The sequence below is a fragment of the Pseudomonas sp. JBR1 genome (assembly GCF_028198185.1).
GTDB classification, from domain to species: domain Bacteria; phylum Pseudomonadota; class Gammaproteobacteria; order Pseudomonadales; family Pseudomonadaceae; genus Chryseomonas; species Chryseomonas oryzihabitans_E.
Map to the genome: position 1 here is coordinate 4,087,289 of NZ_CP116340.1, position 22,715 is coordinate 4,110,003.

General features: G+C 65.3%; 20 protein-coding genes and 1 riboswitch. Of the genes, 6 read left to right on the forward strand and 14 right to left on the reverse strand.

Annotated elements, in window-relative coordinates; all coding sequences use genetic code 11:
* Nucleotides 1-28: 28 nt before the first annotated feature.
* From PJ259_RS18965 to PJ259_RS18980, 4 genes are all read right to left on the reverse strand, one after another.
* On the reverse strand, nucleotides 29-1,450 hold the full coding sequence (locus PJ259_RS18965) for a cryptochrome/photolyase family protein (protein WP_271653811.1): 1,422 nt from the start codon (nucleotides 1,448-1,450) through the stop codon (nucleotides 29-31).
* Entirely contained in the window at nucleotides 1,447-2,391 is a 945-nt protein-coding gene (locus tag PJ259_RS18970; protein WP_237140564.1) for a MerR family transcriptional regulator, read from the reverse strand. The genes PJ259_RS18965 and PJ259_RS18970 overlap by 4 nt, the downstream gene beginning before the upstream one ends.
* A complete protein-coding gene (locus PJ259_RS18975) occupies nucleotides 2,381-3,352 on the reverse strand; it encodes a YbgA family protein (protein WP_271653812.1) in 972 nt (323 codons plus the stop codon). Before PJ259_RS18975 ends, PJ259_RS18970 begins: the two co-directional genes overlap by 11 nt.
* Nucleotides 3,353-3,477: 125 nt before the next feature.
* Entirely contained in the window at nucleotides 3,478-4,575 is a 1,098-nt protein-coding gene (locus tag PJ259_RS18980; protein ID WP_271653813.1) for an NAD(P)/FAD-dependent oxidoreductase, read from the reverse strand.
* Between the two features lie 65 nt (nucleotides 4,576-4,640).
* On the opposite strand from PJ259_RS18980, the gene PJ259_RS18985 reads away from it, so the two are divergent.
* The gene (locus PJ259_RS18985; protein WP_271653814.1) at nucleotides 4,641-5,549 is read left to right on the forward strand and encodes a TIGR01777 family oxidoreductase; all 909 of its coding nucleotides are present in this window, start codon (nucleotides 4,641-4,643) and stop codon (nucleotides 5,547-5,549) included.
* Nucleotides 5,546-6,601 (forward strand): ferrochelatase, encoded by a 1,056-nt coding sequence (locus tag PJ259_RS18990; RefSeq protein ID WP_271653815.1) that lies wholly within the window; start codon nucleotides 5,546-5,548, stop codon nucleotides 6,599-6,601. Before PJ259_RS18985 ends, PJ259_RS18990 begins: the two co-directional genes overlap by 4 nt.
* Nucleotides 6,602-6,623: 22 nt before the next feature.
* Here PJ259_RS18990 and PJ259_RS18995 read toward each other — a convergent pair whose 3' ends face one another.
* Nucleotides 6,624-7,889 carry a uracil-xanthine permease family protein gene (locus tag PJ259_RS18995; RefSeq protein WP_442964861.1) on the reverse strand — a complete coding sequence of 422 codons (1,266 nt, stop codon included), beginning with the start codon at nucleotides 7,887-7,889 and terminating at the stop codon, nucleotides 6,624-6,626.
* Between the two features lie 2 nt (nucleotides 7,890-7,891).
* Nucleotides 7,892-8,530, reverse strand: coding sequence for a uracil phosphoribosyltransferase (gene upp / locus PJ259_RS19000; protein ID WP_059313461.1), 639 nt, complete (start codon nucleotides 8,528-8,530; stop codon nucleotides 7,892-7,894).
* 264 nt (nucleotides 8,531-8,794) lie between these two features.
* Between upp and PJ259_RS19005 the strand changes: the two genes are divergently transcribed.
* The 3 genes from PJ259_RS19005 (at nucleotide 8,795) to PJ259_RS19015 (ending at nucleotide 10,221) form a co-directional block, all read left to right on the forward strand.
* Nucleotides 8,795-9,349 (forward strand): hypoxanthine-guanine phosphoribosyltransferase, encoded by a 555-nt coding sequence (locus tag PJ259_RS19005; RefSeq protein WP_059313462.1) that lies wholly within the window; start codon nucleotides 8,795-8,797, stop codon nucleotides 9,347-9,349.
* A complete protein-coding gene (locus PJ259_RS19010) occupies nucleotides 9,346-9,816 on the forward strand; it encodes a WbuC family cupin fold metalloprotein (RefSeq protein ID WP_271653816.1) in 471 nt (156 codons plus the stop codon). The genes PJ259_RS19005 and PJ259_RS19010 overlap by 4 nt, the downstream gene beginning before the upstream one ends.
* 117 nt (nucleotides 9,817-9,933) lie before the next feature.
* Nucleotides 9,934-10,221 (forward strand): PA4642 family protein, encoded by a 288-nt coding sequence (locus PJ259_RS19015; protein WP_059313464.1) that lies wholly within the window; start codon nucleotides 9,934-9,936, stop codon nucleotides 10,219-10,221.
* Between the two features lie 81 nt (nucleotides 10,222-10,302).
* Here the strand turns inward: PJ259_RS19015 and PJ259_RS19020 are convergent, their stop codons facing one another.
* The 3 genes from PJ259_RS19020 to ahcY form a co-directional block, all read right to left on the reverse strand.
* Nucleotides 10,303-12,183 (reverse strand): DEAD/DEAH box helicase, encoded by a 1,881-nt coding sequence (locus PJ259_RS19020; protein WP_271653817.1) that lies wholly within the window; start codon nucleotides 12,181-12,183, stop codon nucleotides 10,303-10,305.
* Between the two features lie 184 nt (nucleotides 12,184-12,367).
* Nucleotides 12,368-13,204 carry a methylenetetrahydrofolate reductase [NAD(P)H] gene (gene metF, locus PJ259_RS19025; RefSeq protein WP_423815068.1) on the reverse strand — a complete coding sequence of 279 codons (837 nt, stop codon included), beginning with the start codon at nucleotides 13,202-13,204 and terminating at the stop codon, nucleotides 12,368-12,370.
* Between the two features lie 47 nt (nucleotides 13,205-13,251).
* On the reverse strand, nucleotides 13,252-14,658 hold the full coding sequence (gene ahcY, locus PJ259_RS19030; RefSeq protein WP_059313466.1) for an adenosylhomocysteinase: 1,407 nt from the start codon (nucleotides 14,656-14,658) through the stop codon (nucleotides 13,252-13,254).
* A gap of 22 nt (nucleotides 14,659-14,680) precedes the next feature.
* Nucleotides 14,681-14,823: riboswitch (S-adenosyl-L-homocysteine riboswitch) on the reverse strand.
* Nucleotides 14,824-14,975: 152 nt separating this feature from the next.
* Between ahcY and PJ259_RS19035 the strand changes: the two genes are divergently transcribed.
* Nucleotides 14,976-15,371 carry an acyl-CoA thioesterase gene (locus PJ259_RS19035; RefSeq protein WP_059313467.1) on the forward strand — a complete coding sequence of 132 codons (396 nt, stop codon included), beginning with the start codon at nucleotides 14,976-14,978 and terminating at the stop codon, nucleotides 15,369-15,371.
* On the opposite strand, the gene PJ259_RS19040 is transcribed toward PJ259_RS19035, so the two are convergent.
* From PJ259_RS19040 to dusB, 5 genes are all read right to left on the reverse strand, one after another.
* Nucleotides 15,355-18,129 carry a hybrid sensor histidine kinase/response regulator gene (locus PJ259_RS19040; protein WP_059313468.1) on the reverse strand — a complete coding sequence of 925 codons (2,775 nt, stop codon included), beginning with the start codon at nucleotides 18,127-18,129 and terminating at the stop codon, nucleotides 15,355-15,357. The genes PJ259_RS19035 and PJ259_RS19040 overlap by 17 nt on opposite strands.
* A 93-nt stretch (nucleotides 18,130-18,222) precedes the next feature.
* The gene (gene purD / locus PJ259_RS19045) at nucleotides 18,223-19,506 is read right to left on the reverse strand and encodes a phosphoribosylamine--glycine ligase (protein ID WP_271653819.1); all 1,284 of its coding nucleotides are present in this window, start codon (nucleotides 19,504-19,506) and stop codon (nucleotides 18,223-18,225) included.
* A gap of 89 nt (nucleotides 19,507-19,595) precedes the next feature.
* Complete coding sequence (purH, locus tag PJ259_RS19050) at nucleotides 19,596-21,188, reverse strand: bifunctional phosphoribosylaminoimidazolecarboxamide formyltransferase/IMP cyclohydrolase (RefSeq protein ID WP_271653820.1); 1,593 nt, start codon at nucleotides 21,186-21,188, stop codon at nucleotides 19,596-19,598.
* 66 nt (nucleotides 21,189-21,254) lie between these two features.
* Complete coding sequence (gene fis, locus PJ259_RS19055; RefSeq protein WP_271653821.1) at nucleotides 21,255-21,572, reverse strand: DNA-binding transcriptional regulator Fis; 318 nt, start codon at nucleotides 21,570-21,572, stop codon at nucleotides 21,255-21,257.
* Complete coding sequence (gene dusB, locus PJ259_RS19060) at nucleotides 21,569-22,561, reverse strand: tRNA dihydrouridine synthase DusB (protein ID WP_271653822.1); 993 nt, start codon at nucleotides 22,559-22,561, stop codon at nucleotides 21,569-21,571. The genes fis and dusB overlap by 4 nt, the downstream gene beginning before the upstream one ends.
* Nucleotides 22,562-22,715 lie beyond the last annotated feature (154 nt).

Sequence of the window (22,715 nt, forward strand, 5' to 3'; positions counted from 1 at the left end):
TTCCGAGCTGGTATGAAAAAAGCCGGACCTAGTCCGGCTTTTTCGTTTCCGCCTTGCGCGCCATGCCGCGGTAGCTGGCTAGCGCCCGTTGGCGGCTTTCGCCCAGATCCACCAGCGGTGGCAGATAGCGCTCCCCCGGGGTGTGCACGGCCTTGCCCCTGAGCCCGGCCAGCTCCGGCACCCAGGTGCGCACATAATCACCGCGTGCATCGATCTTCATGGCCTGGGTATGGGGATTGAACACCCGGAAGTAGGGTACCGAATCGGTACCCGTCGAGGCGCTCCACTGCCAGCCGCCATTGTTGGAGGCCAGGTCGCCATCGATGAGATGGCGCATGAACCAGCGCTCGCCCTCGCGCCAGTCGATCAGCAGATTCTTGCAGAGGAACATGGCGGTCAGCATGCGCATGCGATTGTGCATCCAGCCCGTCTGCAGCAGCTGACGCATGGCCGCATCGATGAGGGGAATGCCGGTGCGCCCCTGTTGCCAGGCGGCGAGGCCTTCGGGGTCATCACGCCAGGGCAGGGCGGCAAGGTCCCGGTTGAAGGGTTGGTTGCGCGAAACCCAGGGATAGCCCACCAGGACATGGCGATAGAATTCGCGCCACAACAATTCGGTGATCCAGGTAGCCGCACCCTGGCGACCGCCACTGAGCAGGCCGTCGTTGGCGTTGACCGCGGCCTGCAGGCACTGCCGTGGCGTTAGCACTCCTGCATTCAGATAGGCCGACAGCTGACTGGTACCCGGTTCGAACGGGATGTCCCGGGCCTGGTGATAGTCCTCCAAATCGTCCCGGATGAAGGCCTCCAGCCGCTGGAGCGCCGCCTCTTCACCCGCTGGCCACAGCTGTCGCACCTCGGGCGATGTCTCGGCGAAGCCGTCGACCCCGGTGGGCAGCTCATCCGCCTGAATGGTGGCGGCCTGCTGCCGGTCCGGCGCCGGCAGGGGCATCGGCAAGCCCGTTTCCAGGCGCGCAAGGCACGTCTTCCTGAATTGCCCGAAGACCTTGAAATAGCCACCGCTCTTGGTCAATACCGTACCGGGGGCGAACAGGGTCTGGTCCAGATAGCGGTGGGCAGTAAGGCCCGCCTCCTCGAACGCCTCAGCCACGGCGTCATCCCGGGCGGCTTCGTTCACCCCGTATTCGTCGTTGAAATGCAGATGTTCGAGACCCTGTTCCCTGGCCAGGTCGAGCAGCACCTGGGGCGCTTGCTCCCAGCGCTCCGCACGCCGGATCAGCAGAGGGATGCCCAATGTCTTGAGCGTCTCGCGCAGCTTGGCGAGGTTGCGCAACCAGAAGTCGACCTTGACCGCAGCCTCGTCATGTTCCTGCCACTGGGCAGGACTCAGCAGAAAGACGGCGACGACCTGTCCCTGTTCAGCGGCAGCATGCAGGGCGGGATGGTCATGGGTACGCAGGTCGGTACGAAACCAGACGAGCTGGCTCATGCATAGCGTTCCTGACGCAGCAAGCCGGCACTCTGCAGGCGATCGAAGGCCTCACCCGGACCGCGTGCCGGTGCGGCATCGGCGGTAAGGGATTCACCCAGCGCGCCCAGCGTCAGGCAGGGACGGGCGTGGCGATTGGCAAAGGCCTGCAGCTGACGACGCAGCTCGCTGTCGGGGCGACTGTCGCGGCAAAGCACCAGCGCTCTGGGATCGAGCCGTTCGACCAGGCGATCCAGGTTGCTGACGGGAAGCGACCACTCGATGAGTTCGACGGGGCAGTCCGCTGCGCTGATCAACCAGGCACAGAGCCAGAGCGAGACGTTCATCGGCGTATCGTCGAGATTGAGCAACACCAGCGGCGCCCCTCGCAGGTTGTGCTGGCTGTGATAGATCCGCGCGCCCAGCTTGCTGCGCAGCCAGGATTGAAAGAACACCTGCTGCAGACGGCCATCGTCGGTGGCTTGGCTGAGTCGCTCCAGCTCGCGCAGCAGGGGCGATAGCAACTGGTCCAGCAGTACCCGAGGTGGATAGAGGGAAGCCGCGCGATTGTAGGCTTCGTCCAGGGCGCGCGAGGCGAGTCGGCCAGTGGCGTCCATCATCTCCTGGTGGATGCCCTGCCAGGGCGTGTCACTGGGCACCACCGCCGGCCGCTGCTCATCGAGCAGGCCCTTGACCTGGCTGACCGCCACGCCTCGGGCGATCCAGGCCAGGATCTGCTGCACCCGGACCACGTGGGCCTCGCTGTACAGCCGGTGCCCTTTGGGTGTGCGCTTGGGGACCAGCAGGCCGTAACGCCGCTCCCAGGCTCTCAGGGTCACGGCGTTGACCCCGGTCCGCCGGGCAATTTCCCGGATGGGTAGCCAGCCCTCGTGCAGGGCCGATTGATAGTCCTGTTCTTCATCGCGTGGCGGTGAAGGCAAGGGGGTGGCGCTAGATGGCATTTCGCAGACTCAGACGTTCAGGGTGCGGTTGTAGATAGGCCTGCTCGTTCACATAACGATCCGGATGCTGGCGGAAGTGGTGCTTGAGCAAGGTCAGGGGCACCACCAGGGGGACGATGCCCTCATGGTATTGCTCGATCAGCTGCTGCATCTCCTGCTTCTCGCTGTCACTCAGTGCGCGGCGTAGGTAACCGAAGAGATGGTAGAGCACATTGCAGTGGGTACCGCGGGTGGCGCACTTCTTCAGTGCAGCCATCAGGCCGCTGAAATACTCCTGGCCCAGCTCATCGAGATTACGCTGGCCGATGCTGCCTACCAGTTGCCCAAGGGCTCGAGCGCGATGAGCATCATGGGCCATGAGCTGGTACTTGTAGCGCGAATGATAGGACAGCAGGGCCCGTGCCGTCAGACCCTGTTGCACCAGCTGCAGCCAGTGGGCATGGGCGAAGACCCGGGTGACGAAGTTTTCCCGCAGGACCGGATCGTTCAGGCGACCCGCCTCTTCGACCGGCAGGTCCGGTCGTAGACGCATGATGGCGGCGGCGAACAGGCCACGGCCGTCGGTTTCGCTGCCCTGGCCGTTGGCGTGATAGACCTTGACCCGCTCCATGCCGCAAGAGGGTGACTTTTGCATGAAGATGAAGCCGGACAGGTCAGCGAGTTCGCCCGCCATCTTTTCGCCATAGGCAGTAAGGGCGGCGGTCACGTCCAGGCTCGGATCGAGCGTGCCAACGGCGCGTGGCGCCTGGGAGTCGCCGACCAGACGGATGGGTTCGCGCGGGGTGCCGAGGCCGATGGCCATCTCCGGGCAGACCCGGACGAAATCGAAGTGCTCGGCGAAGGTCTGGCTACAGAGCCGGGATTCCTTGTGTCCACCGTTGTAGCGGACTTCGTCACCTAGCAGGCAGGCACTGATACCCAGGCGCGGACGGGGCAGGCTGGAGGGAGAGGTATAAGGCATGGAGATCCCCTGTCGTGTATTTTCTTGTACAAGGTTTTTCTATTTGTACAAGTTTCGTGCAACTTTCGACAGGGGCCTACACCAAAAGATTCGCCGCAGGTTACAAACGGCGTGCGCTTCGTCGCTTAGTCCAAACTGCCCAGGAGTTGCTGCGCTGCCTCATGACCACTCAACCAGGCTCCTTCCACCCGACCGCTGGAGCACCAGTCGCCACAGACGAAGACGCCCATGTCGGGATCGGCCAGGGCGCCCCACTGGTGCGGCTGCGCCGGTCGGGCATAGAGCCAGCGATGCGCCAGGGTAAAGCTGGGGGCCGGCAGCGGGCAGCCGATCAGCTCGGCAAAGGCGCCATGCAGGCGTTCGATTACCTCCTCCTTGGAGGCATCGAGGTGCGCCTTGCTCCAGGCGCTGGTGGCGTGCAGCACCCAGGTGTCCAGGGTGGTGTCGCGCTCGGGCTTGCAGCGATTGCGTGCCAGCCAGTCCAGTTCGCTACCCTGCACGAAGCAGCCTTCCACCGGCGTCTGCAACGGCGTGGCGAAGGCCAGGGCCACCGACCAGGTCGGCTCCATGCTCACCCCCGCCACGGTCGCCGCCAGCTTGGGCACGCTGGACAGCAGGGCAGTGGCCTGGGGCGCCGGCATGGCGATGACAACCTGGGCGAAGGGGCCGTGGGTCTCGCCGCTGGCATCCAGCAGGTGCCAGTGCTGGGCACCGCGAAAGACCTCGGTGATGCGGCAGTCGAAGCTGACTGGCAGATCGGCCAGCAGATGACGGGTGATGGCGCTCATGCGCGGTACCCCGACCCAGCGGGGTTGTTCGTCCTGGGACGGACTCAGGCGCCCTTCGCGGTACTGGTAGAGCACCGGATTCCATTCGGCTGCGCAGCCGGCCCGCCGCCACTCGTTGAGGGCGTCGATGAAGCGGCGGTCGCGTGCGGTGAAATACTGGGCACCCAGGTCGAGGGCGCCGGCCTCGCTTCTCTTGCTGGCCATGCGGCCGCCGCTGCCGCGGCTCTTGTCGAAGATCTGGACCTGCTGCCCGGCGCGAATCAGCGTTTGAGCAGCGGCAAGTCCGGCTATTCCTGCGCCAACGATGGCGATAGGGGCAGTCATGATGGACCTCGCTTGTCTGACGATGCGCCCTTGTCGAACGTTTGCGCGTGCAAGGGCTCTACGGCTACGACTGGCAACCGTTCTGGATCTTTCGACCCACGACCATACCAAACAATCCTCTTCCCTTCGTTTAGATGCATACGGGCGGCAGGGCAATACGAGAAGGAAGTGACGACATGCATATCCTGCTGACAGGTGGCACCGGACTGATCGGCCGCGCGCTGTGCCGCCAATGGGCCGCCGCCGGCCACCAGCTGACCGTCCTTAGCCGCGACCCCACCCGCGTGGCGCGCGAATGCGGGCCAGAGGTACGCGGCATCGCTCAACTGGAGGTGCTGGACGGCGAACACCTGGATGCGGTGGTCAACCTGGCCGGAGCGCCCATCGCCGACAAGCCCTGGACCCGTAGTCGCAAGGCCGAACTCTGGCGGAGTCGGATCGACACCACCGAGCGCCTGATCGAATGGCTGCGCGGGCGCAGCCAGAAGCCCAGGGTACTGCTGTCGGGCTCGGCCATCGGCTTCTATGGTGACAGTGGCGAGAAGCCGGTGAGTGAAGCCGACAGCGTGGCCGGCCCCGATTTCGCCGGTGAACTGTGCCTGGCCTGGGAGCAGGTGGCCAACGAGGCCGAGAAGCTGGGTATCCGCGTAGTCAATCTGCGCACCGGGCTGGTACTGGCGGCCGACGACGGCTTCCTGCTGCGGCTGTTGCCGCCGTTCCGCTTCGGGCTCGGCGCGCGCCTGGGCAGCGGACGTCAATGGATGCCCTGGATTCATTTACAGGATCAAATCGGGGCCATCGATTTTCTTCTCAACCGAAGCGATGCCCAAGGTCCTTATAATCTCTGTGCCCCCGAGCCAGTGCGCAACCGGGACTTCACCGAGGCGCTGGGACGGGCCTTGCGGCGCCCGGCGCGATTGCTGATTCCCACCTTCGCCCTGCGCCTGATGGGAGAGCTGTCCATCCTGCTGCTGGGTGGTCAGCGCGCCCGTCCCGAGCGTCTGCTCGCGGACGGATACGTCTTTCGCTATCCCGAGCTGGACACGGCCCTGGCCGACCTGCTCGCTGCCAAGGATTCACGATGACTGCCAACGCTCTGCTGCTCGCCAACCTGGGTTCGCCCGACTCGCCCCACGTTCCCGACGTGAAGCGCTATCTGAACCAGTTCCTGATGGACCCCTACGTGGTCGATCTGCCCTGGCCACTGCGCCGGCTGCTGGTGTCGCTGGTGCTGATCAAGCGGCCAGCGGCCTCGGCCGAGGCCTATGAGTCGATCTGGTGGGACGACGGCTCGCCATTGATCGTGCTCAGCCGCCGCCTGCAGGAAGCCGTGCGGCCCCTCTGGCGCCATGGCCCGGTCGAGCTGTGCATGAGATACGGTGAGCCTTCGGTGGAGTCGGTGCTCAAGCGCCTGGCCAGCCAGGGCATCCGCGAGGTGACCTATGCGCCGCTCTATCCGCAATTCGCCGACAGCACCACCACCACCGCTATCGTCGAGGCACGGCGGGTGATCGAAGCCCACCAGCTGCCATTGACACTGAAGATCCTGCCGCCTTTCTACGATCGCCCGGAATACCAGGCAGCGTTGGCGGCCAGTGTCGAGCCCTATCTCGAGGAGCCCTACGACCACCTGCTGCTGTCCTTCCATGGCCTGCCCGAGCGGCACATCCGCAAGCTGGTCAAGGATCGCACCCATGACCTGCGCGCACCCGACAGCAGCAAGGTCAGTACCAAGGCCCTGGCCGTCTGCTACCGCAGCCAGTGCCAGCGCACCGCCGAGCTGGTGGCCAAGCGCCTGGGCATTCCCGATGGCAAGTGGTCGGTGTCCTTCCAGTCGCGGCTGGGCAAGGACAAGTGGATCGAGCCCTATACCGAGGCGCGGCTGGACGAGCTGGCCAAGGCGGGGGTCAAGCGGCTATTGGTGATGTGCCCGGCCTTCGTCGCCGACTGCATCGAAACGCTGGAGGAGATCGGCGATCGCGGCCGCGAACAGTTCATCGAAGCCGGCGGCCGAGAGCTGGTACTGATTCCCTGCGTCAACGACGACCCGGCCTGGGCGCAGGCGCTGGTGGGACTGTGCGAGGAGGTAGCGGAGCTGCCGCCGCAGCGCCTGGAGCAACCGCGGATGCCGGCCTAGACCGGCATCCGCCGCAGGGCCATCAGAGCAGCGGGCGCTCTGGCGGCTCGGCGTCCTTCTTCCAGGCGTTGTGCCCTGGCAGGACCAGGTTGAGACCGATGGCGATCAGGCCGCACAGGGAGATGCCCTTGAGGCCGATCTCGCCGTTGCCGAAGACGATGCCGCCGATGCCGAACACCAGGGTCACGGACACGATCACCAGGTTGCGCGCCTCGGACAGATCCACCTGGTGGCGGATCAGGATGTTCAGGCCCACCACCGCGATGGAGCCGAACAGCAGGCAGAGAATGCCGCCCATGACCGGCACCGGAATGGTCTGCAGCGCCGCGCCGAACTTGCCGACGAACGCCAGCACCATGGCGAAGCCCGCCGCCCACAGCATGACCCGCGGATTATGGTTCTTGGTCAGCATCACCGCGCCGGTCACCTCGGCATAGGTGGTGTTGGGCGGACCGCCGAACAGACCGGCGGAGGAGGTGGCCAGGCCGTCACCCAGCAGGGTGCGGTGCAGGCCGGGCTGCTTGAGGTAGTTCTGACCGGTTACCCCGCCCACCGCGATCACCCCGCCGACGTGCTCGATGGCCGGCGCCAGGGCGACCGGGACCATGAACAGGATGGCACCCCAGTGGAATTCCGGCGCGACGAAGGCCGGGATCGCCAGCCAGGGCGCGGCGCCTATCCCCTCGGTATGGACGATGCCGAAGACGAAGGCCAGCGCATAGCCGACAAAGACGCCGGCGAGGATGGGCACCAGGCGGAACATGCCCTTGCCGTAGATGGCCACCAGCAGCGTGGTGACCAGCGCCGGCATGGAGATCATCATCGCCGTGGCATAGGGCACCAGCTGGGCACTGCCGTCACCGGCCTTGCCCATGGCCATGTTGGCTGCCACCGGCGACAGGCCCAGGCCGATGGAGATGATCACCGGGGCGATCACCACCGGCGGCAGCAGGCGATCGATGAAGCCCACGCCACGCACCTTCACCGCCAGGCCCAGGAAGGTGTAGACGAAGCCCGCCGCCACTACCCCACCCAGCACCGCCGGCAAGCCGAATTCAGCCTTGGCAGCGATGATCGGGGCGATGAAGGCGAAGCTCGACGCCAGGAACACCGGCACCTGGCGACCGGTGATCAGATGGAACAGCAGGGTGCCGAAGCCTGCGGTGAAGAGGGCGACGTTGGGGTCCATGCCGGTGATCAGCGGCATCAGCACCAGGGCGCCAAAGGCCACGAAGAGCATCTGGGCGCCCACCACGATCTCCCGCCAGAGCGGTTCCCGCGCAGTCACGCTCAGGCGTCCTTCTGCTTGGTGCCGAAGATCTTGTCACCGGCATCGCCCAGGCCCGGAAGGATGTAGCCATGCTCGTTGAGGCGCTCATCGATGGAGGCGGTGTAGAGGCGTACGTCCGGGTGAGCTTCCTCGACCGCGGTGATGCCTTCGGGCGCAGCCACCAGGACCAGGGCGCGAATCTCCTTGGCCCCCGCCTTCTTCAGCAGGTCGATGGTGGCGATCATGGAGCCGCCGGTGGCCAGCATAGGGTCGATGATCATGGCCATCCGCTGGTCCAGTTCACCCACCAGCTTTTCCAGGTAGGTATGGGCCTGCAGGGTGGATTCGTTGCGGGCAAGGCCCACCACGCTGACGCGGGCGCTGGGGATCAGGCTGAGCACGCCGTCGAGCATGCCGATGCCGGCGCGCAGGATGGGCACCACGGTGACCTTCTTGCCAGAGATCTTTTCCACCTGCACGGTGCCGCACCAGCCTTCGATGTCCACCGTTTCCACCGGCAGATCCTTGGTCGCTTCATAGGTGAGCAGGGCGCCGACTTCCTGGGCCAACTCGCGGAAGTTCTTGGTGCTGATGTCGGCACGCCGCATCAGGCCGAGCTTGTGACGGATGAGCGGGTGGCGGATTTCGTGGACGGACATGGGATTCTCCAGAGACGGTAGGGCAGCGGATCGCCGTGAAAAGGGATGGCTTCGGTACGATCGGCAGCCCAAAGGCCTGCCGCAGGATAGGGCAGGCGATCGAAAAACCGCGGTACATTAAAGCATCCGGCCCGAGGTGGGCAGTACCCTGCGACAATAGTAGCCGCCTGGCGGCGCTTGAGATCGGTCCGCGGTGTCTGTACCTTTGCCGCCTTTTATCCGCGCCGTTGGTAAAGCAGGCGCCCCGTCCCCCGGAGAAGCCCCATGCCCGCCGATCTCGCCCACATCCGTCAGGTCATGCAGGAAGCCGATTGCCTCTATGACGAAGCCCAGGTCGAGGCAGCCATCGATCGGATCGCCGCAGCGATCACCACCGATCTCGCCGAGCGTAATCCGGTGGTCTTCTGCGTGATGAATGGCGGCCTGATCCTGACCGGCAAGCTGGCCACCCGGCTGAATTTCCCGCTGGAGATGTCCTACCTGCACGCCACCCGCTATCGCAACGAGACCACTGGCGGCGAGCTGTTCTGGAAGGCCAAGCCCGAGGTCTCCTTCATCGATCGCGATGTGCTGATCGTCGACGACATCTTCGACGAGGGCCATACCCTCAAGGCCATCATCGACTTCTGCCGCCACGCCGGTGCTCGCGAGGTCCATACCGCCGTGCTGATCGACAAGACCCACGACCGCAAGGTCAAGGGCCTGGAAGCGACCTATGTCGGCCTGCCTTGCATCGATCGCTACATCTTCGGCTACGGCATGGATTACAAGGGCTACTGGCGCAACGCCCCCGGCATCTATGCCGTGAAGGGGCTGTGACCGCCCGGCTGTTCGACCAGGACCTGTTCGCCGACCTGCTCCGGCAGGCGGCGAACAGTCCGCGCAGGCGCGCCCATCACAGCCTGCATAGCATGGACGAGCCTTGCCACCGGCTGGTCGTCGGCATGTGCGAGGACAGCTACATCCCGCCCCATCGCCACCTGGACCCGCGCAAGGCCGAGAGTCTGCTGGTGCTGCAGGGTCGGTTGGGACTGCTGACCTTCAGTGAGGACGGGCAGGTACTGCTGCGCCGTGAACTGTCCCAGGCCGCCGGTTGCCCGGGCGTCGATCTCGCCCCTGGGCACTACCATGCGCTGGTCGCCTTGGGCGGCGACTGCCTGTTTTTCGAATGCAAGGCCGGGCCCTTCCTGCCCCTGGGTGAAGGCGAGCGCCCTGCCTGGGCGCCACTGGAAGGCGCGGCGGAAGCCGAGCGCTATCGCACCTGGATGCGCGCGCAATTCGATTGAACCTTTGACCGGTTTCGCGGTATTGCCTTGGTTTTGTCACTGGCGGGCGGGCGAAGGGCAGGGTTAGAATCGGCCCTCCTTTTCTCCAAAGAATCCCCCAGCACAGGTAGCCAAAGGATGCGTAAGGATAAAAAGCAGGTCATCGGTGAAGAGATCAGCGACGAGCAGATCAAGCTGTTCCTTGAGGTCGAGCCGGCGGACGATACCCCCGCGTCTCTGCACAAGCTGGTCAAGGCCTACCGCGGTCTGCGTCCGGACGACTTCGAGCGCTTCGTCGGCTTCTTCGTCGATGCCGGCTACGATCTCGATGCCCGCACGGCCCAGGGCGAAGACTTCATCGAACTGATTCGTAGCCATCGCCAGGCCGAACCCTATATCGACGCCTTGCGCGCCGCTCATGCCTGAGTAGCATCCTAAAAAACAAACCCCGCCAAGGCGGGGTTTGTTTTATCTGGTAGCAGGGCCGCCTGAGCGGCCTTGAGCCGATCAGGCTTCGCGGTTGCGTGTCAGCAATGCGGGCTTCTCGCTACGCGGGCGGCTTGGCAGGTCTTCCAGCTGCTCCAGGGTCGGCAGGCGGTCGGCACGCGACGGCTTGTGCACGATCTTCGGCTGCGGCTTGTTCGACGTCCGCTCTTCCGAGGCATAGGCACGCGGCTCGCTCGGCGCGGCGTCATAAGGCCGGGCAGCTCGGGGCTGACCATTCTGACCACGACGCTTGCCGGGCTGCTGTTGTTGCTGGCTGCGAGGACCGCGTGCGGCGCCTTGACCCTGGCCTTGGCGGGGCTGACCTTGGGTACCGGTCGCGGTGGCGGGGCGCGGAGCACCGCCGCCGTTGCCACTGCGCGGGCCCTTGCGGCCCTTGCCCTGGTAGGGGCTCACGTAGTCGACGCTATTGCCGAAGTTATCGTAGGCATCGTCCAGGAATTCTTCCGGATCACGATTGCGTGGCTGCTGGGCGACGGCCTGGCCGGGCTGAGCAGCAGCCTTGTCCTGGCCCGCGTCATCGCGATCACGGCGGTTGCGACGATTACGCGTGCGATTCTTGCGTTCGCCCTGGGGTTGGGCACCGGCCTGCTCACCAGTGGCAGGCTTGCCTTGCCCTTGATTCTGGCCCTGGCCTTCGCTGCGCGCCGGCTTGTCGGCCTTCTTCTGGCGATTTTGCTGCGGCTTGCCGCGAGGTTCGCGCGGGGCGCGCACTTCCGGCTGCTCCGGCGGAACGGACTGGGGATCGAAGCCCTGCATGTCACCGTCCGAGATGCTCTGCTTGGTCAGGCGCTCGATGGCCTTGAGCAGCTTCTCCTCGTCCGGCGCCACCAGCGAGATGGCCTCGCCATTGCGTCCGGCCCGGCCGGTACGGCCGATGCGGTGTACATAGTCTTCCTCGACATTGGGCAGCTCGAAGTTGACCACGTGGGGCAACTGATCGATGTCCAGGCCGCGGGCGGCGATGTCGGTGGCGACCAGCACGCGAATGTCGTTGCTCTTGAAGTCGGCCAGGGCCTTGGTGCGGGCGTTCTGGCTCTTGTTGCCATGGATCGGCGCCGCCGGCAGGCCATGCTTGTTCAGGTACTCGGCCAGGCGATTGGCGCCGTGCTTGGTACGGGTGAACACCAGGACCTGTTCCCAGGCGCCGAGGGTGATCAGGTGAGCGAGCAGGGCGCGCTTCTGATTGGCCGGAATGCGGAACAGTCGCTGCTCGATACGCTCGACGGTGGTGTTCGGCGGGGTGACCTCGATCCGCTCGGGATCCTGCAGCAGCTTGCCGGCGAGGTCGGTGATGTCCTTGGAGAAGGTGGCCGAGAACAGCAGGTTCTGGCGCTTCGCTGGCAGGCGGGCCAGGACCTTCTTCACGTCATGGATGAAGCCCATGTCGAGCATGCGGTCAGCTTCGTCCAGCACCAGGACTTCGACGGCGGACAGGTCGACGCTCTGCTGGCCGGCGAGGTCCAGCAGGCGACCCGGGCAGGCCACGAGAACGTCCACACCCTTGGCCAGGGCGGTAACCTGCGGCTTGAGGCCGACGCCACCGAAGACGCAGGCACTGCGCATGGGCAGGTCGCGGGCATAGACCCTGAAGCTTTCGTGGACCTGAGCCGCCAGTTCGCGAGTGGGGGTCAGGACCAGCACCCGCGGCTGCTTGGCGACATAGCCACGGCCATCGGGATGACCATTGGGAAACAGGCGCTCGAGCACCGGCAGCGCGAAGCCGCCGGTCTTGCCGGTACCAGTCTGGGCAGCCACCATCAGATCGCGACCCTGCAGGACGGCCGGGATGGCGCGTTGCTGAACAGGCGTGGGATTCGTATAGCCAGCGTCTTCCACGGCGCGGGCAAGGGCCTCGGAGAGACCGAGGGAAATGAAGGACATGCGGGGTTCCTGTCTCTGTCGGCGTCCCGCCGACGTGGGGGCGCGGTTGCGCTTCCGGTTGACGTCCGAAAGGTTTCAGACGTCTCGCCCACCCTCGTCATCCTGCGCTGGATGAAGAGTCGGGCGATGACCGGTAGCGGTAATCACGATTGGGTGAAGTCGCCGCCAGTTCGCGTGGCCGACTTCAAAAGCCGAGATTTCGCCAGATGGCGATGCAAGGCTCCGCTTGGTTCAGGGTATAGAAGTGCACACCGGGTGCCCCGCCTTCGAGCAGTCGCTCGCAGAGGGCGGTCATGACTTCTTCGCCAAAGGCCTGGATGCTCTGGGTGTCGTCACCGTAGGCTTCCAGTTGCTTCCGCAGCCAGCGAGGCAGTTCAGCGCCACAGGCATCGGAGAAGCGTGCCAACTTGCTGTAGTTGGTGATCGGCATGATGCCAGGGATCACCGGGGATTCGACTCCCAGTTTGCGGACACGTTCCACAAAATGGAAGTAGCAGTCGGCGTTGAAGAAGTACTGGGTGACCGCACGGTCAGCACCAGCCTCCATCTTGTACACGAAATTGCGCACGTCGTCCGTAAAGCTGCGTGCCTGCGGATGGGTTTCCGGATAGGCGGCGACTTCGATATGGAAGTGATCACCGGTTTCCTCTCGGATGAAGGCGACCAGGTCACTGGCATAACGCAGCTCGCCACCCCCGGACAGGCCCATGCCGGAGGGCAGGTCACCACGCAGGGCGACGATACGGTTGATGCCGGCTTCACGGTATTGCTGCAGCAGTTCGCGCAGCTTGGCCTTGCTGTCGCCGACGCAGGACAGGTGCGGCGCGGTCGGCACGCCGACCTCGTCGTTGAGCTGGCGCACGGTGCGATAGGTACCGTCGCGGGTGGACCCGCCGGCGCCATAGGTGCAGGAGAAGAACTCCGGCCCGTAGCTCGCCAGCTGTCGCGCCGTGGCGATCAGCTTCTCATGGCCCGCTTCGGTCTTGCAGGGAAAGAATTCGAAACTCAGACTGGGTTTCACGGCGTCTCTCTCGTGAGCGGCCCCGCCCTTGCGGGCGGGGCTGGCCATCAGTAGCGGTAGCTGTCGGGCTTGAAGGGGCCTTCCTGGGTCACGCCGATGTACTTGGCCTGGGACTCGGTCAGACGGGTGACGACGCCACCGAAGCCCTTCACCATTTCCAGCGCAACCTCTTCGTCCAGCTTCTTGGGCAGGACCATGACGGTGACGTTGGCGGTCTTCTCGGCGACCGGCAGGTCGGCGAACTTCTCCTGGTACAGGTGAATCTGTGCCAGCACCTGGTTGGCGAAGGAGCCGTCCATGATGCGGCTGGGGTGACCGGTGGCGTTACCCAGGTTCACCAGACGGCCTTCGGCCAGCAGGATCAGGTAGTCGTCGTTGGCGGGATCGACGGTCAGGCCGGTGCGGTGGATCTTGTGCACCTGCGGCTTCACCTCTTCCCAGCCCCAGTGCTGGCGCATGAAGGCGGTGTCGATCTCGTTGTCGAAGTGACCGATGTTGCACACCAGGGCGCGCTTCTTCAGGGCCTTGAGCATGTTGGCGTCACAGACGTTGACGTTGCCGGTGGTGGTGACGATCAGGTCGATCTTGCCCAGCAGGGCGCGATCCACGGAGGCTTCGGTGCCGTCGTTCAGGCCGTCGACATAGGGCGAGACCAGCTCGTAGCCGTCCATGCAGGCCTGCATGGCGCAGATCGGGTCGACTTCCGAGACCTTGACGATCATGCCTTCCTGACGCAGCGAGGCCGCCGAGCCCTTGCCCACGTCACCGTAACCGATCACCAGTGCCTGCTTGCCGGACAGCAGGTGGTCGGTGGCGCGCTTGATGGCGTCGTTGAGGCTGTGGCGGCAGCCGTACTTGTTGTCGTTCTTGCTCTTGGTGACCGAGTCGTTGACGTTGATCGCCGGGACCTTGAGGGTACCGTCCTTGAGCATGTCCAGCAGGCGGTGCACGCCGGTGGTGGTCTCTTCGGTGATGCCGTGCACGCGCTCCAGCACCTGCGGGTACTTGTCGTGCAGGATCTGGGTCAGGTCACCGCCGTCGTCCAGCACCATGTTGGCGTCCCAGGGCTGGCCGTCCTTGAGGATGGTCTGCTCGATGCACCACTCGTATTCAGCTTCGGTCTCGCCCTTCCAGGCGAATACCGGGATGCCGGCAGCGGCGATGGCGGCAGCGGCCTGATCCTGGGTGGAGAAGATGTTGCAGCTGGACCAGCGCACTTCGGCGCCCAGGGCCACCAGGGTCTCGATGAGCACGGCGGTCTGGATGGTCATGTGGATGCAGCCGAGGATCTTGGCGCCAGCCAGGGGTTGTTCACCGGCGTACTTGCGGCGCAGGCCCATCAGGGCAGGCATCTCGGATTCGGCGATGATGACTTCGCGACGACCCCAGTCGGCCAGGGAGATGTCGGCGACCTTGAAATCGTTAAAAGCGGCAGGCGTGAGGACAGCGCTCATTGAAGAGTCTCCATTCGTTAGGTGCGAATGGGCGCCGTTGATGCGTTCTGACAACGCTCCGTTCGAGCCTGACAACGTCTGGCGTCATGCCCGCCGAGGGTCCCGCGCCAGGGGCGGGTCGGCTAGGATGGGATAACGCAGCGTGCTGCAGCGCCCCTCGAACGGAAGGCGGAGCGGCCTGTTGGCCGCGATGCGCGGGCAGTATAACGAGGATCGCGATAAACCCAAAGGGTGGCGCTCTGCCTCATGTCCCCCGGAATCTCCCGCCCGCCCCCTGATCTGATGTCCCAACCCCCCTAGACCTTCAAGGAGCCCCGATGAACTTCCATACCCGCAAATGGGTGAAACCCGAGGACCTCAACGCCAATGGCACCCTGTTCGGCGGTAGCCTGCTGAAGTGGATCGACGAAGAGGCGGCGATCTACGCCATCGTGCAGCTGGAAAATCCCAAGGTGGTGACCAAGTACATCTCGGAGATCAACTTCATCAGCGCCTCGCGCCAGGGCGACATCATCGAGCTGGGCATTACCGCCACCGAGTTCGGCCGTACTTCCATCACCCTGAGATGCGAGGTGCGCAACAAGATCACCCGCAAGAGCATCCTCACCATCGACAAGATCGTCTTCGTCAACCTGGACGAGGACGGCAATCCGGCCCCGCACGGCAAGACCGAGATCACCTACGTCAAGGACAGGTTCAAGGATTCGCCTTGAGGCCCGTGCGAGTCACGTCCAGGCGACGACGCTCGGCCCAGTAGAGCAGCAGCTCGCGCAGCTGGGAGAGTTCGATGGGCTTGCCCATGTGCCCGTCCATGCCGGCCTCCTGGGCGCGATCCTTGTGCTCGGCGAGGATATGGGCGGTCAGGGCCACCACCGGGGTACGGGAGCGGTGATTCTGCTGTTCCCAGGCACGTAGCCGGCGCGTGGCGCCGAAGCCGTCCAGCAGCGGCATCTCGCAATCCATCAGGATCAGGTCGTAGGTGTTCTGCTGGAGCTTTTCGAAGGCCTCCAGGCCGTTGCCCACGGTGTCGGGTTCCACCCCGAGCTTCTTGAGCATGCCGCGGATCACCTTGACCGAAATGCTGTTGTCCTCGGCCACCAGGACCCGGAAGTCGCCTGGTATGCCGCTCGGCTGCTCCTGAGGCTCGGGCTCGCTCACCCGCTGGCCGCGGCGCGACAGTTCGTCGGCCAGGGTGGCCCTGAGGGTATAGCCGGCCACGGGCTTGGCCAGCACCCGCTTGATGCCGGCGTTGCGGGCGATGACCTTGCTCGGCGCATTGCTCAGGCCGGTCAGCATGATCAGCAGCAGATCATGGTTGAGGTTCTCGTCTTCGTTGATACGTGCCGCCAACTGCATGCCGGTCATGCCCGGCATCTGCTGGTCGAGCAGCACCACGTCGAAGTATTCCCGCAGGTGCGACTGGGTACGCAGCAGGGCCAGGGCCTCGCGCCCGGAGGCGGCGGTGACCGCCTGCATGCCCCAGGCGCTGCACTGCTGCTGCAGCACCTTGCGGCAGAGTTCGTTGTCGTCGACCACCAGTACCCGCACGTCCTGCAGCGGGTAGTCGCTGTCGCCGCGCGAGAGTACCAAGGCCTGAGCCGGGACGGGCAGGCTGATCCAGAAGCTGGAGCCGCCCTCGGCGTTGTTCTGGATGCCGAAGTCGCCCTGCATCAGCAGCACCAGCTGGCGGGCGATGATCAAGCCGAAATCCAGGCTCTCGGTGTCGCTGGTGAGGAAGTCGCGGCTGTCGAGGTGGGTGGAGAGCAGCTGCCGGCTCAGGGCGGCATCCAGCGGGGTGCCGCTGTCCTGTACCGAGATGCGCAGCCGCGGCGGCTGGCCGGTGGCCTCCTCCAGGGAGATCACCAGGAGGATCTCCCCCTCTTCGGTGCGCTGGAAGGCGTTTTCCAGGAGGTTGAGCAGGATCTGCCGCAGGCGCGTGGGATCGCCGATGAAACGTCGCGGCACCTGGGGCTGGATGAAGCTGAGCAGTTCGACCCGGTGCTCTTCAGCGCGCGGCCGGAAGATGTCCAGGCAGTCGTCGAGCAGGGCATTGAGGTCGAAAGTGACCTCTTCCAGCTCGATCTGGCCGCTTTCCAGGCGAGTGATGTCGATGATCTCGTTGATCAGGTTGAGCAGTTCGGCACCGGCGCTGTGGATGGTCTGCACATAGTCGCGTTGCTTGGCCGACAGCGCCGTGCCCTGCAACAGCTCGGTCATGCCCAGCACCCCGTTCATGGGCGTGCGAATTTCATGGCTGATGCGCGAGAGGAATTCGGCCTTGCCCTTGAGCTCCGCGTGGTTGGCAGCGCGATCGCGGGTCCGGGTGAAATGCTCCTCGCGCAGGTAGCGGCGGCGTTCTTCCAGGGCCAGGGTGAGCAGGATGCCACTGAACATGCAGCTGCTGATCAAGGCGCGGCCCAGCCAGATGGGCGCGTTGGCATAGCCGGCCAGGACCGGTAGCGCGAGCATGCCAGCGACCGCCAACAGGGCGCAGCTCACCACTAGCAGGCGTGCATAGCGGGCGCCCTGGTGCCAGCGTTCCAGGGCGATGCCCAGGCAAACGAGCAGAGCCAGCCCATTGATCGCCATCAGCCAGTCGCCAATGTAGACATCGCCGGCCACGAAGCGGACCGCGGCGCCAAGGCCCACCAGCACCAGCAGGGTACCAATCAGGCGGCGGCTCCAGAGCGGCAGTCGGCGCCAACCAAAGAAGGCACCGATCAGGTTCAGGCCGGCGGCGCTGCAGCCCAGGACCGACAGATCGGTCAGCAGCGGCGCCTGGCTCTTGAAGGCGCCGAGCAGGAATTTGCTCAGCCCGAACAGGTTCAGCGCCACGCAGACCAGCATCACCAGCAGCAGGGTCAAGGCACTGGTGGCACGACTGCGGTGGTAGAGCAGTTGCACACCGTTGTACAGCGCCAGCATGGCCAGGCAGCCGAGTAGCACGCCGAACAGCACCAGGCGGTGCGTCACCTCGGCTTCGGCGCTGCTGCTGAGGTTCAGGGAGATGCGCATCGGCTGAGGCGATTCGAATCTCAGGAACAGGTCCAGCGGCTGATCGCTCGCCGGGATCGGAAAGACGAAGTCGCGGCTGACTTGCAATGGATTGAGCAGGGGGCGCGACAAACCATCGCGAATCTCGCTGAGCAGCTGGTCGTCGCGGTAAGCGAAGAAATCCAGGTAGCCCACATTGGGCGAGACGATGCGCAGCAGGCGTTGCTGGGTGTCGGGCTGGATGCGGGTGTGCAACCAGAGTGCGCCTGGGCCAGCCGGGCGATGGGTCTTGGCCGCGGTCAACGGCTTGAAGGCGGAGAGCCGGTCGCGGACCTCGTCGAGGGTGTATTCACCCGTGACGTCTTCGTATTGAGCCCAGCCGGCGTCCGGCGAATTCTCGGCCTGCACGGAGTTGGCCACCAGCAGCAACAGCAGCCAGCCGATCACAAAGCCTATGGCGATCCAGAGCCGGTGCACGAGAGTTCCCTTCGCGGATGCGGACGTCGAGTATAGATCAGCCCGTCACGTCTGTTGACGTAACAGTGTAACAGGCTGATCCCAGGGTGAGCTTCACTGTCGCTCGCGGGCGATGGCGCGGTAGCCGATGTCGCTGCGGTAGAAACAGCCATTCCAGGAGACTTCCTGGGCCAGGGCATAGGCATTCTGCTGGGCGGCGGATACCGTTTCGCCCAGCGCCGTGGCGCAAAGTACCCGACCGCCGGCCGTTACCACCTGACCATCGCGCAGCGCGGTACCGGCCTGGAACACCTTGCCCGGCAGGGTCGCGGCAGCATCGAGACCGGCGATGACATCACCCTTGGCGTAATCACCCGGGTACCCGCCCGCGGCGAGGACAATGCCCAGGCTCGGACGCGGATCCCAGCAGGCCTCGATCTTGTCGAGGGCCTCGGCCAGGGCGGCCTCCACCAGCAGCACCAGGCTGGACTGCAGGCGCAGCATCACCGGCTGGGTCTCGGGATCACCGAAACGGCAGTTGAATTCGATGACCTTGGGTGCACCGCTCTGATCGATCATCAGGCCGGCATAGAGGAAGCCGGTATAGACGTTGCCTTCACTGGCCATGCCGGCCACGGTGGGCTCGATGATCTCGCGCATGACCCGGGCGTGGACCTCGGGGGTGACGACCGGCGCGGGGGAGTAGGCGCCCATGCCGCCGGTATTGGGGCCGCTGTCGCCGTCGCCGACGCGCTTGTGGTCCTGGCTGGTGGCCATGGGCAGCACATTCTTGCCGTCGACCATGACGATGAAGCTGGCTTCCTCGCCGTCGAGGAACTCTTCGATCACCACCCGCGCACCGGCATCGCCGAAGGCATTGCCGGAAAGCATGTCCCGCACGGCTTCCTCGGCTTCGGCCAGGGTCATGGCGACGATCACGCCCTTGCCGGCAGCTAGGCCGTCGGCCTTGATCACGATGGGCGCACCCTGCTCGCGCAGATAGGCCAGGGCCGGCTCCACCTCGGTGAAGTTGGCATAGGCGGCGGTGGGGATCTGGTGCCGGGCCAGGAAGTCCTTGGTGAAGGCCTTGGAGCCTTCCAGCTGGGCAGCGCCGGCGGTGGGGCCGAAGCAGGGCAGGCCGCGGCTGCGGAACAGGTCGACCACCCCGGCCACCAGCGGCGCCTCGGGGCCGACGATGGTCAGCTCGACATGGGCGGCGGCGAAGTCGGCCAGTTGCTCCAGGGCCAGGACGTCGAGGGCGACGTTCTCGCACTTGGCCTCGGTGGCGGTGCCGGCGTTGCCGGGGGCGACGTAGACCTTGGTGACCCGCGTGTCCTGGGCGACTTTCCAGGCCAGGGCGTGTTCGCGGCCACCGCTACCGATGATGAGTACGTTCATGAAGCTTTCCTCTGGGCGGACCGCACGCAGCCGTCCACCCTTGACAGTGGGATCGACGGCCAGGGCGCAGGGCCCGGCCGTGGCGGACCTTAGTGGCGGAAGTGGCGCATGCCGGTGAAGACCATGGCGATGCCCGCTTCGTCGGCGGCGGCGATGACTTCGGCGTCGCGCATGGAGCCGCCCGGCTGGATCACCGCGGTGATGCCATTGGCCGCAGCGTTGTCGATGCCGTCACGGAAGGGGAAGAAGGCGTCCGAGGCCATGACCGCACCCGCCACCGCCAAGCCGGCGTGCTCGGCCTTGATGGCGGCGATGCGCGCCGAGTTGACGCGGCTCATCTGGCCGGCGCCGATACCGACGGTCTGCTGGTCCTTGGCGTAGACGATGGCATTGGATTTGACGAACTTGGCCACCTTCCAGGCGAAGATCAGGTCCTGCAGTTCCTGCTCGCTGGGCGCGCGCTGGGTCACCACCTTGAGGTCGTCGGCGGTGATCATGGCGATGTCGCGGCTCTGCACCAGCAGACCACCATTGACGCGCTTGAGGTCCAGGCCGGGCTTGCGCTCGGCGGGCCACTCGCCGCACTCCAGCAGGCGGACGTTGGCCTTGGCCGCCACCACGTCGCGGGCTTCGGCGCTGACGCGCGGTGCGATGATCACCTCGACGAACTGGCGCTCGACGATGGCACGGGCGGTGTCGGCGTCCAGCTCGCGGTTGAAGGCGATGATGCCGCCAAAGGCCGACTCGCTGTCGGTGGCATAGGCCAGTTCATAGGCCTGGCGCAGGTCACCGGCCACGGCCACGCCGCAGGGGTTGGCGTGCTTGACGATGACGCAGGCCGGCTGGTCGTAGCTCTTCACGGTTTCCAGGGCGGCATCGGTGTCGGCGACATTGTTGAAGGACAGTTCCTTGCCCTGCAGCTGGGTGGCGGTCGCCACGCAGGCTTCGCTGGCGTGCTCGACATAGAAGGCCGCCTGCTGGTGCGGGTTCTCGCCGTATCTCATGTCCTGCGCCTTGATGAACTGGGCGCTGAAGGTGTGCGGGAAGGCGGCACGGCCTTCGGTGGACAGGGTCTCGGCCTGCTGGTCGATGCTGCCCAGGTAGTTGGCGATCATGCCGTCGTAGGCGGCGGTGTGTTCGAAGGCCTTGAGCGCGAGGTCGAAGCGTTGGGCGTAGGTCAGGCCGCCGGCCTTGAGGTCGTCGAGGATGGCCGCGTAGTCGCTGGCGTTGACCACGATGGCGACGTCCTTGTGGTTCTTGGCCGCGCTGCGGACCATGGTCGGACCGCCGATGTCGATGTTCTCGATGGCATCGGCCAGGCTGCAGCCGGGTTTGGCCACGGTGGCGGCGAAGGGATAGAGGTTGACCGCGACCAGGTCGATCGGGCGAATACCGTGTTCGCTCATGACCTCGTGGTCGACGCCGCGACGACCGAGGATGCCGCCGTGGATCTTCGGGTGCAGGGTCTTGACGCGGCCGTCCATCATTTCCGGGAAGCCGGTGTAGTCGGCGACTTCCAGCGCCGGAATGCCCTCGTCGCGCAAGAGCTTGTAGGTACCGCCGGTGGACAGGATTTCCACACCGATGGCCGCGAGTTCACGGGCGAAGTCGACGACGCCCGTCTTGTCGGACACGCTGATCAGCGCACGGCGGACGGGGAGGCGAGAGGTCTGGTCGGTCATGGTCATGTCCATCAGGAGGAGAAAGACCGCCGGTCAAGCCCTCTGGGCCGCCGGCGAGGAGGCGGATCAGAGCAGGTCGTACTGCTTGAGCTTCTTGCGCAGGGTGCCGCGATTGAGCCCGAGCATTTCCGACGCCTTGGTCTGGTTGCCCTTGACGTAATTCATCACGCTTTCGAGCAGGGGTGCTTCCACTTCGCAGAGCACCATGTTGTAGACGTCGGTCACCGGCTGCCCATCGAGATGGGCGAAGTAGCTGCGCAGCGCCTTTTCCACGCTGTCGCGCAGCGTCTGGCCCTCTTGCAGGGGGGCGGTCAGGTGCTGCTTGAGGTCGCCGTTGTTACTCACGGGCGCTGTTCCAGTCAAAGTCTCGGTCATCGAATTCATGCCACCTGCTTCCCGATCGGGGGCTGCGCGAAAAACGCGCGAATGCTGGCGTGCTGGGCTTGAGTGTCTTGTAGTCGGTTGAACTGGGCGCGCGATTCCGCTGCGCCCGGACGGTCGGCCAGGTACCAGCCGACGTGCTTGCGGGCGATGCGCACGCCCATTTCCGGGCCATAGAAGGCATGCAGGGCGTCCAGATGCTCCAGCAGGATGGCTTCCACCTCGGCATCGCTGGGCGCTGCCAGGTGTTCCCCGGTCGCCAGGTAATGGGCGATCTCGCGAAAGATCCAGGGCCGGCCCTGGGCCGCGCGGCCGATCAGCAGGCCGTCGCAGCGGGTATGCTCGAGCACCGCCCGAGCCTTTTCCGGGCTGTCGATGTCGCCGTTGGCGAACACCGGGATGCCTACCGCCTGCTTGATGGCCGCGATGGTGTCGTACTCGGCGGCGCCGAGGAACCTATCGTCCCGGGTGCGGCCATGTACGGCCAGTGCCTGGATGCCGGCCGCCTCGGCCAGCTGCGCGATGCGCAAGCCGTTGCGATTCTCGGGGTCCCAGCCGGTACGGATCTTCAGGGTCACGGGTACATCCACCGCCGCCACCACGGCAGCGAGGATCTCGGCCACCAGGGCCTCGTCCTTCATCAGCGCGGAGCCGGCGGCCTTGTTGCAGACCTTTTTCGCCGGGCAGCCCATGTTGATGTCGATGATCTGGGCACCCAGTTCGACATTGCGCTGCGCCGCCTCGGCCAGCATCGCCGGGTCGCCGCCGGCGATCTGCACCGAGCGTGGCTCCTGCTCGCTGGCATGGATCAGGCGCAGCCGCGACTTGCGGCTGTCGTAGAGACGCACGTCACTGGTCACCATTTCCGACACGGCCATGCCGGCGCCGAGCGCGAGGCACAGGCGGCGGAAGGGCAGGTCGGTGACCCCGGCCATGGGCGCGAGAATCAGCGAGTTGGGCAAGGTATAAGGGCCGATGCGTACCATCGACATATCTTTTTCCCTGGCGAATAGGCGCCTGTTCCGCCTGCGCCGGAAACCGGCCGCGGACAGGGGCTGCTGTGCTTGAAAAGGGTTGGGAATGATACCCGCTCGACGCCTCCGGATAAAGCGCGAGTTGGCTAGTTTATGAGCAATTCACCCCGGG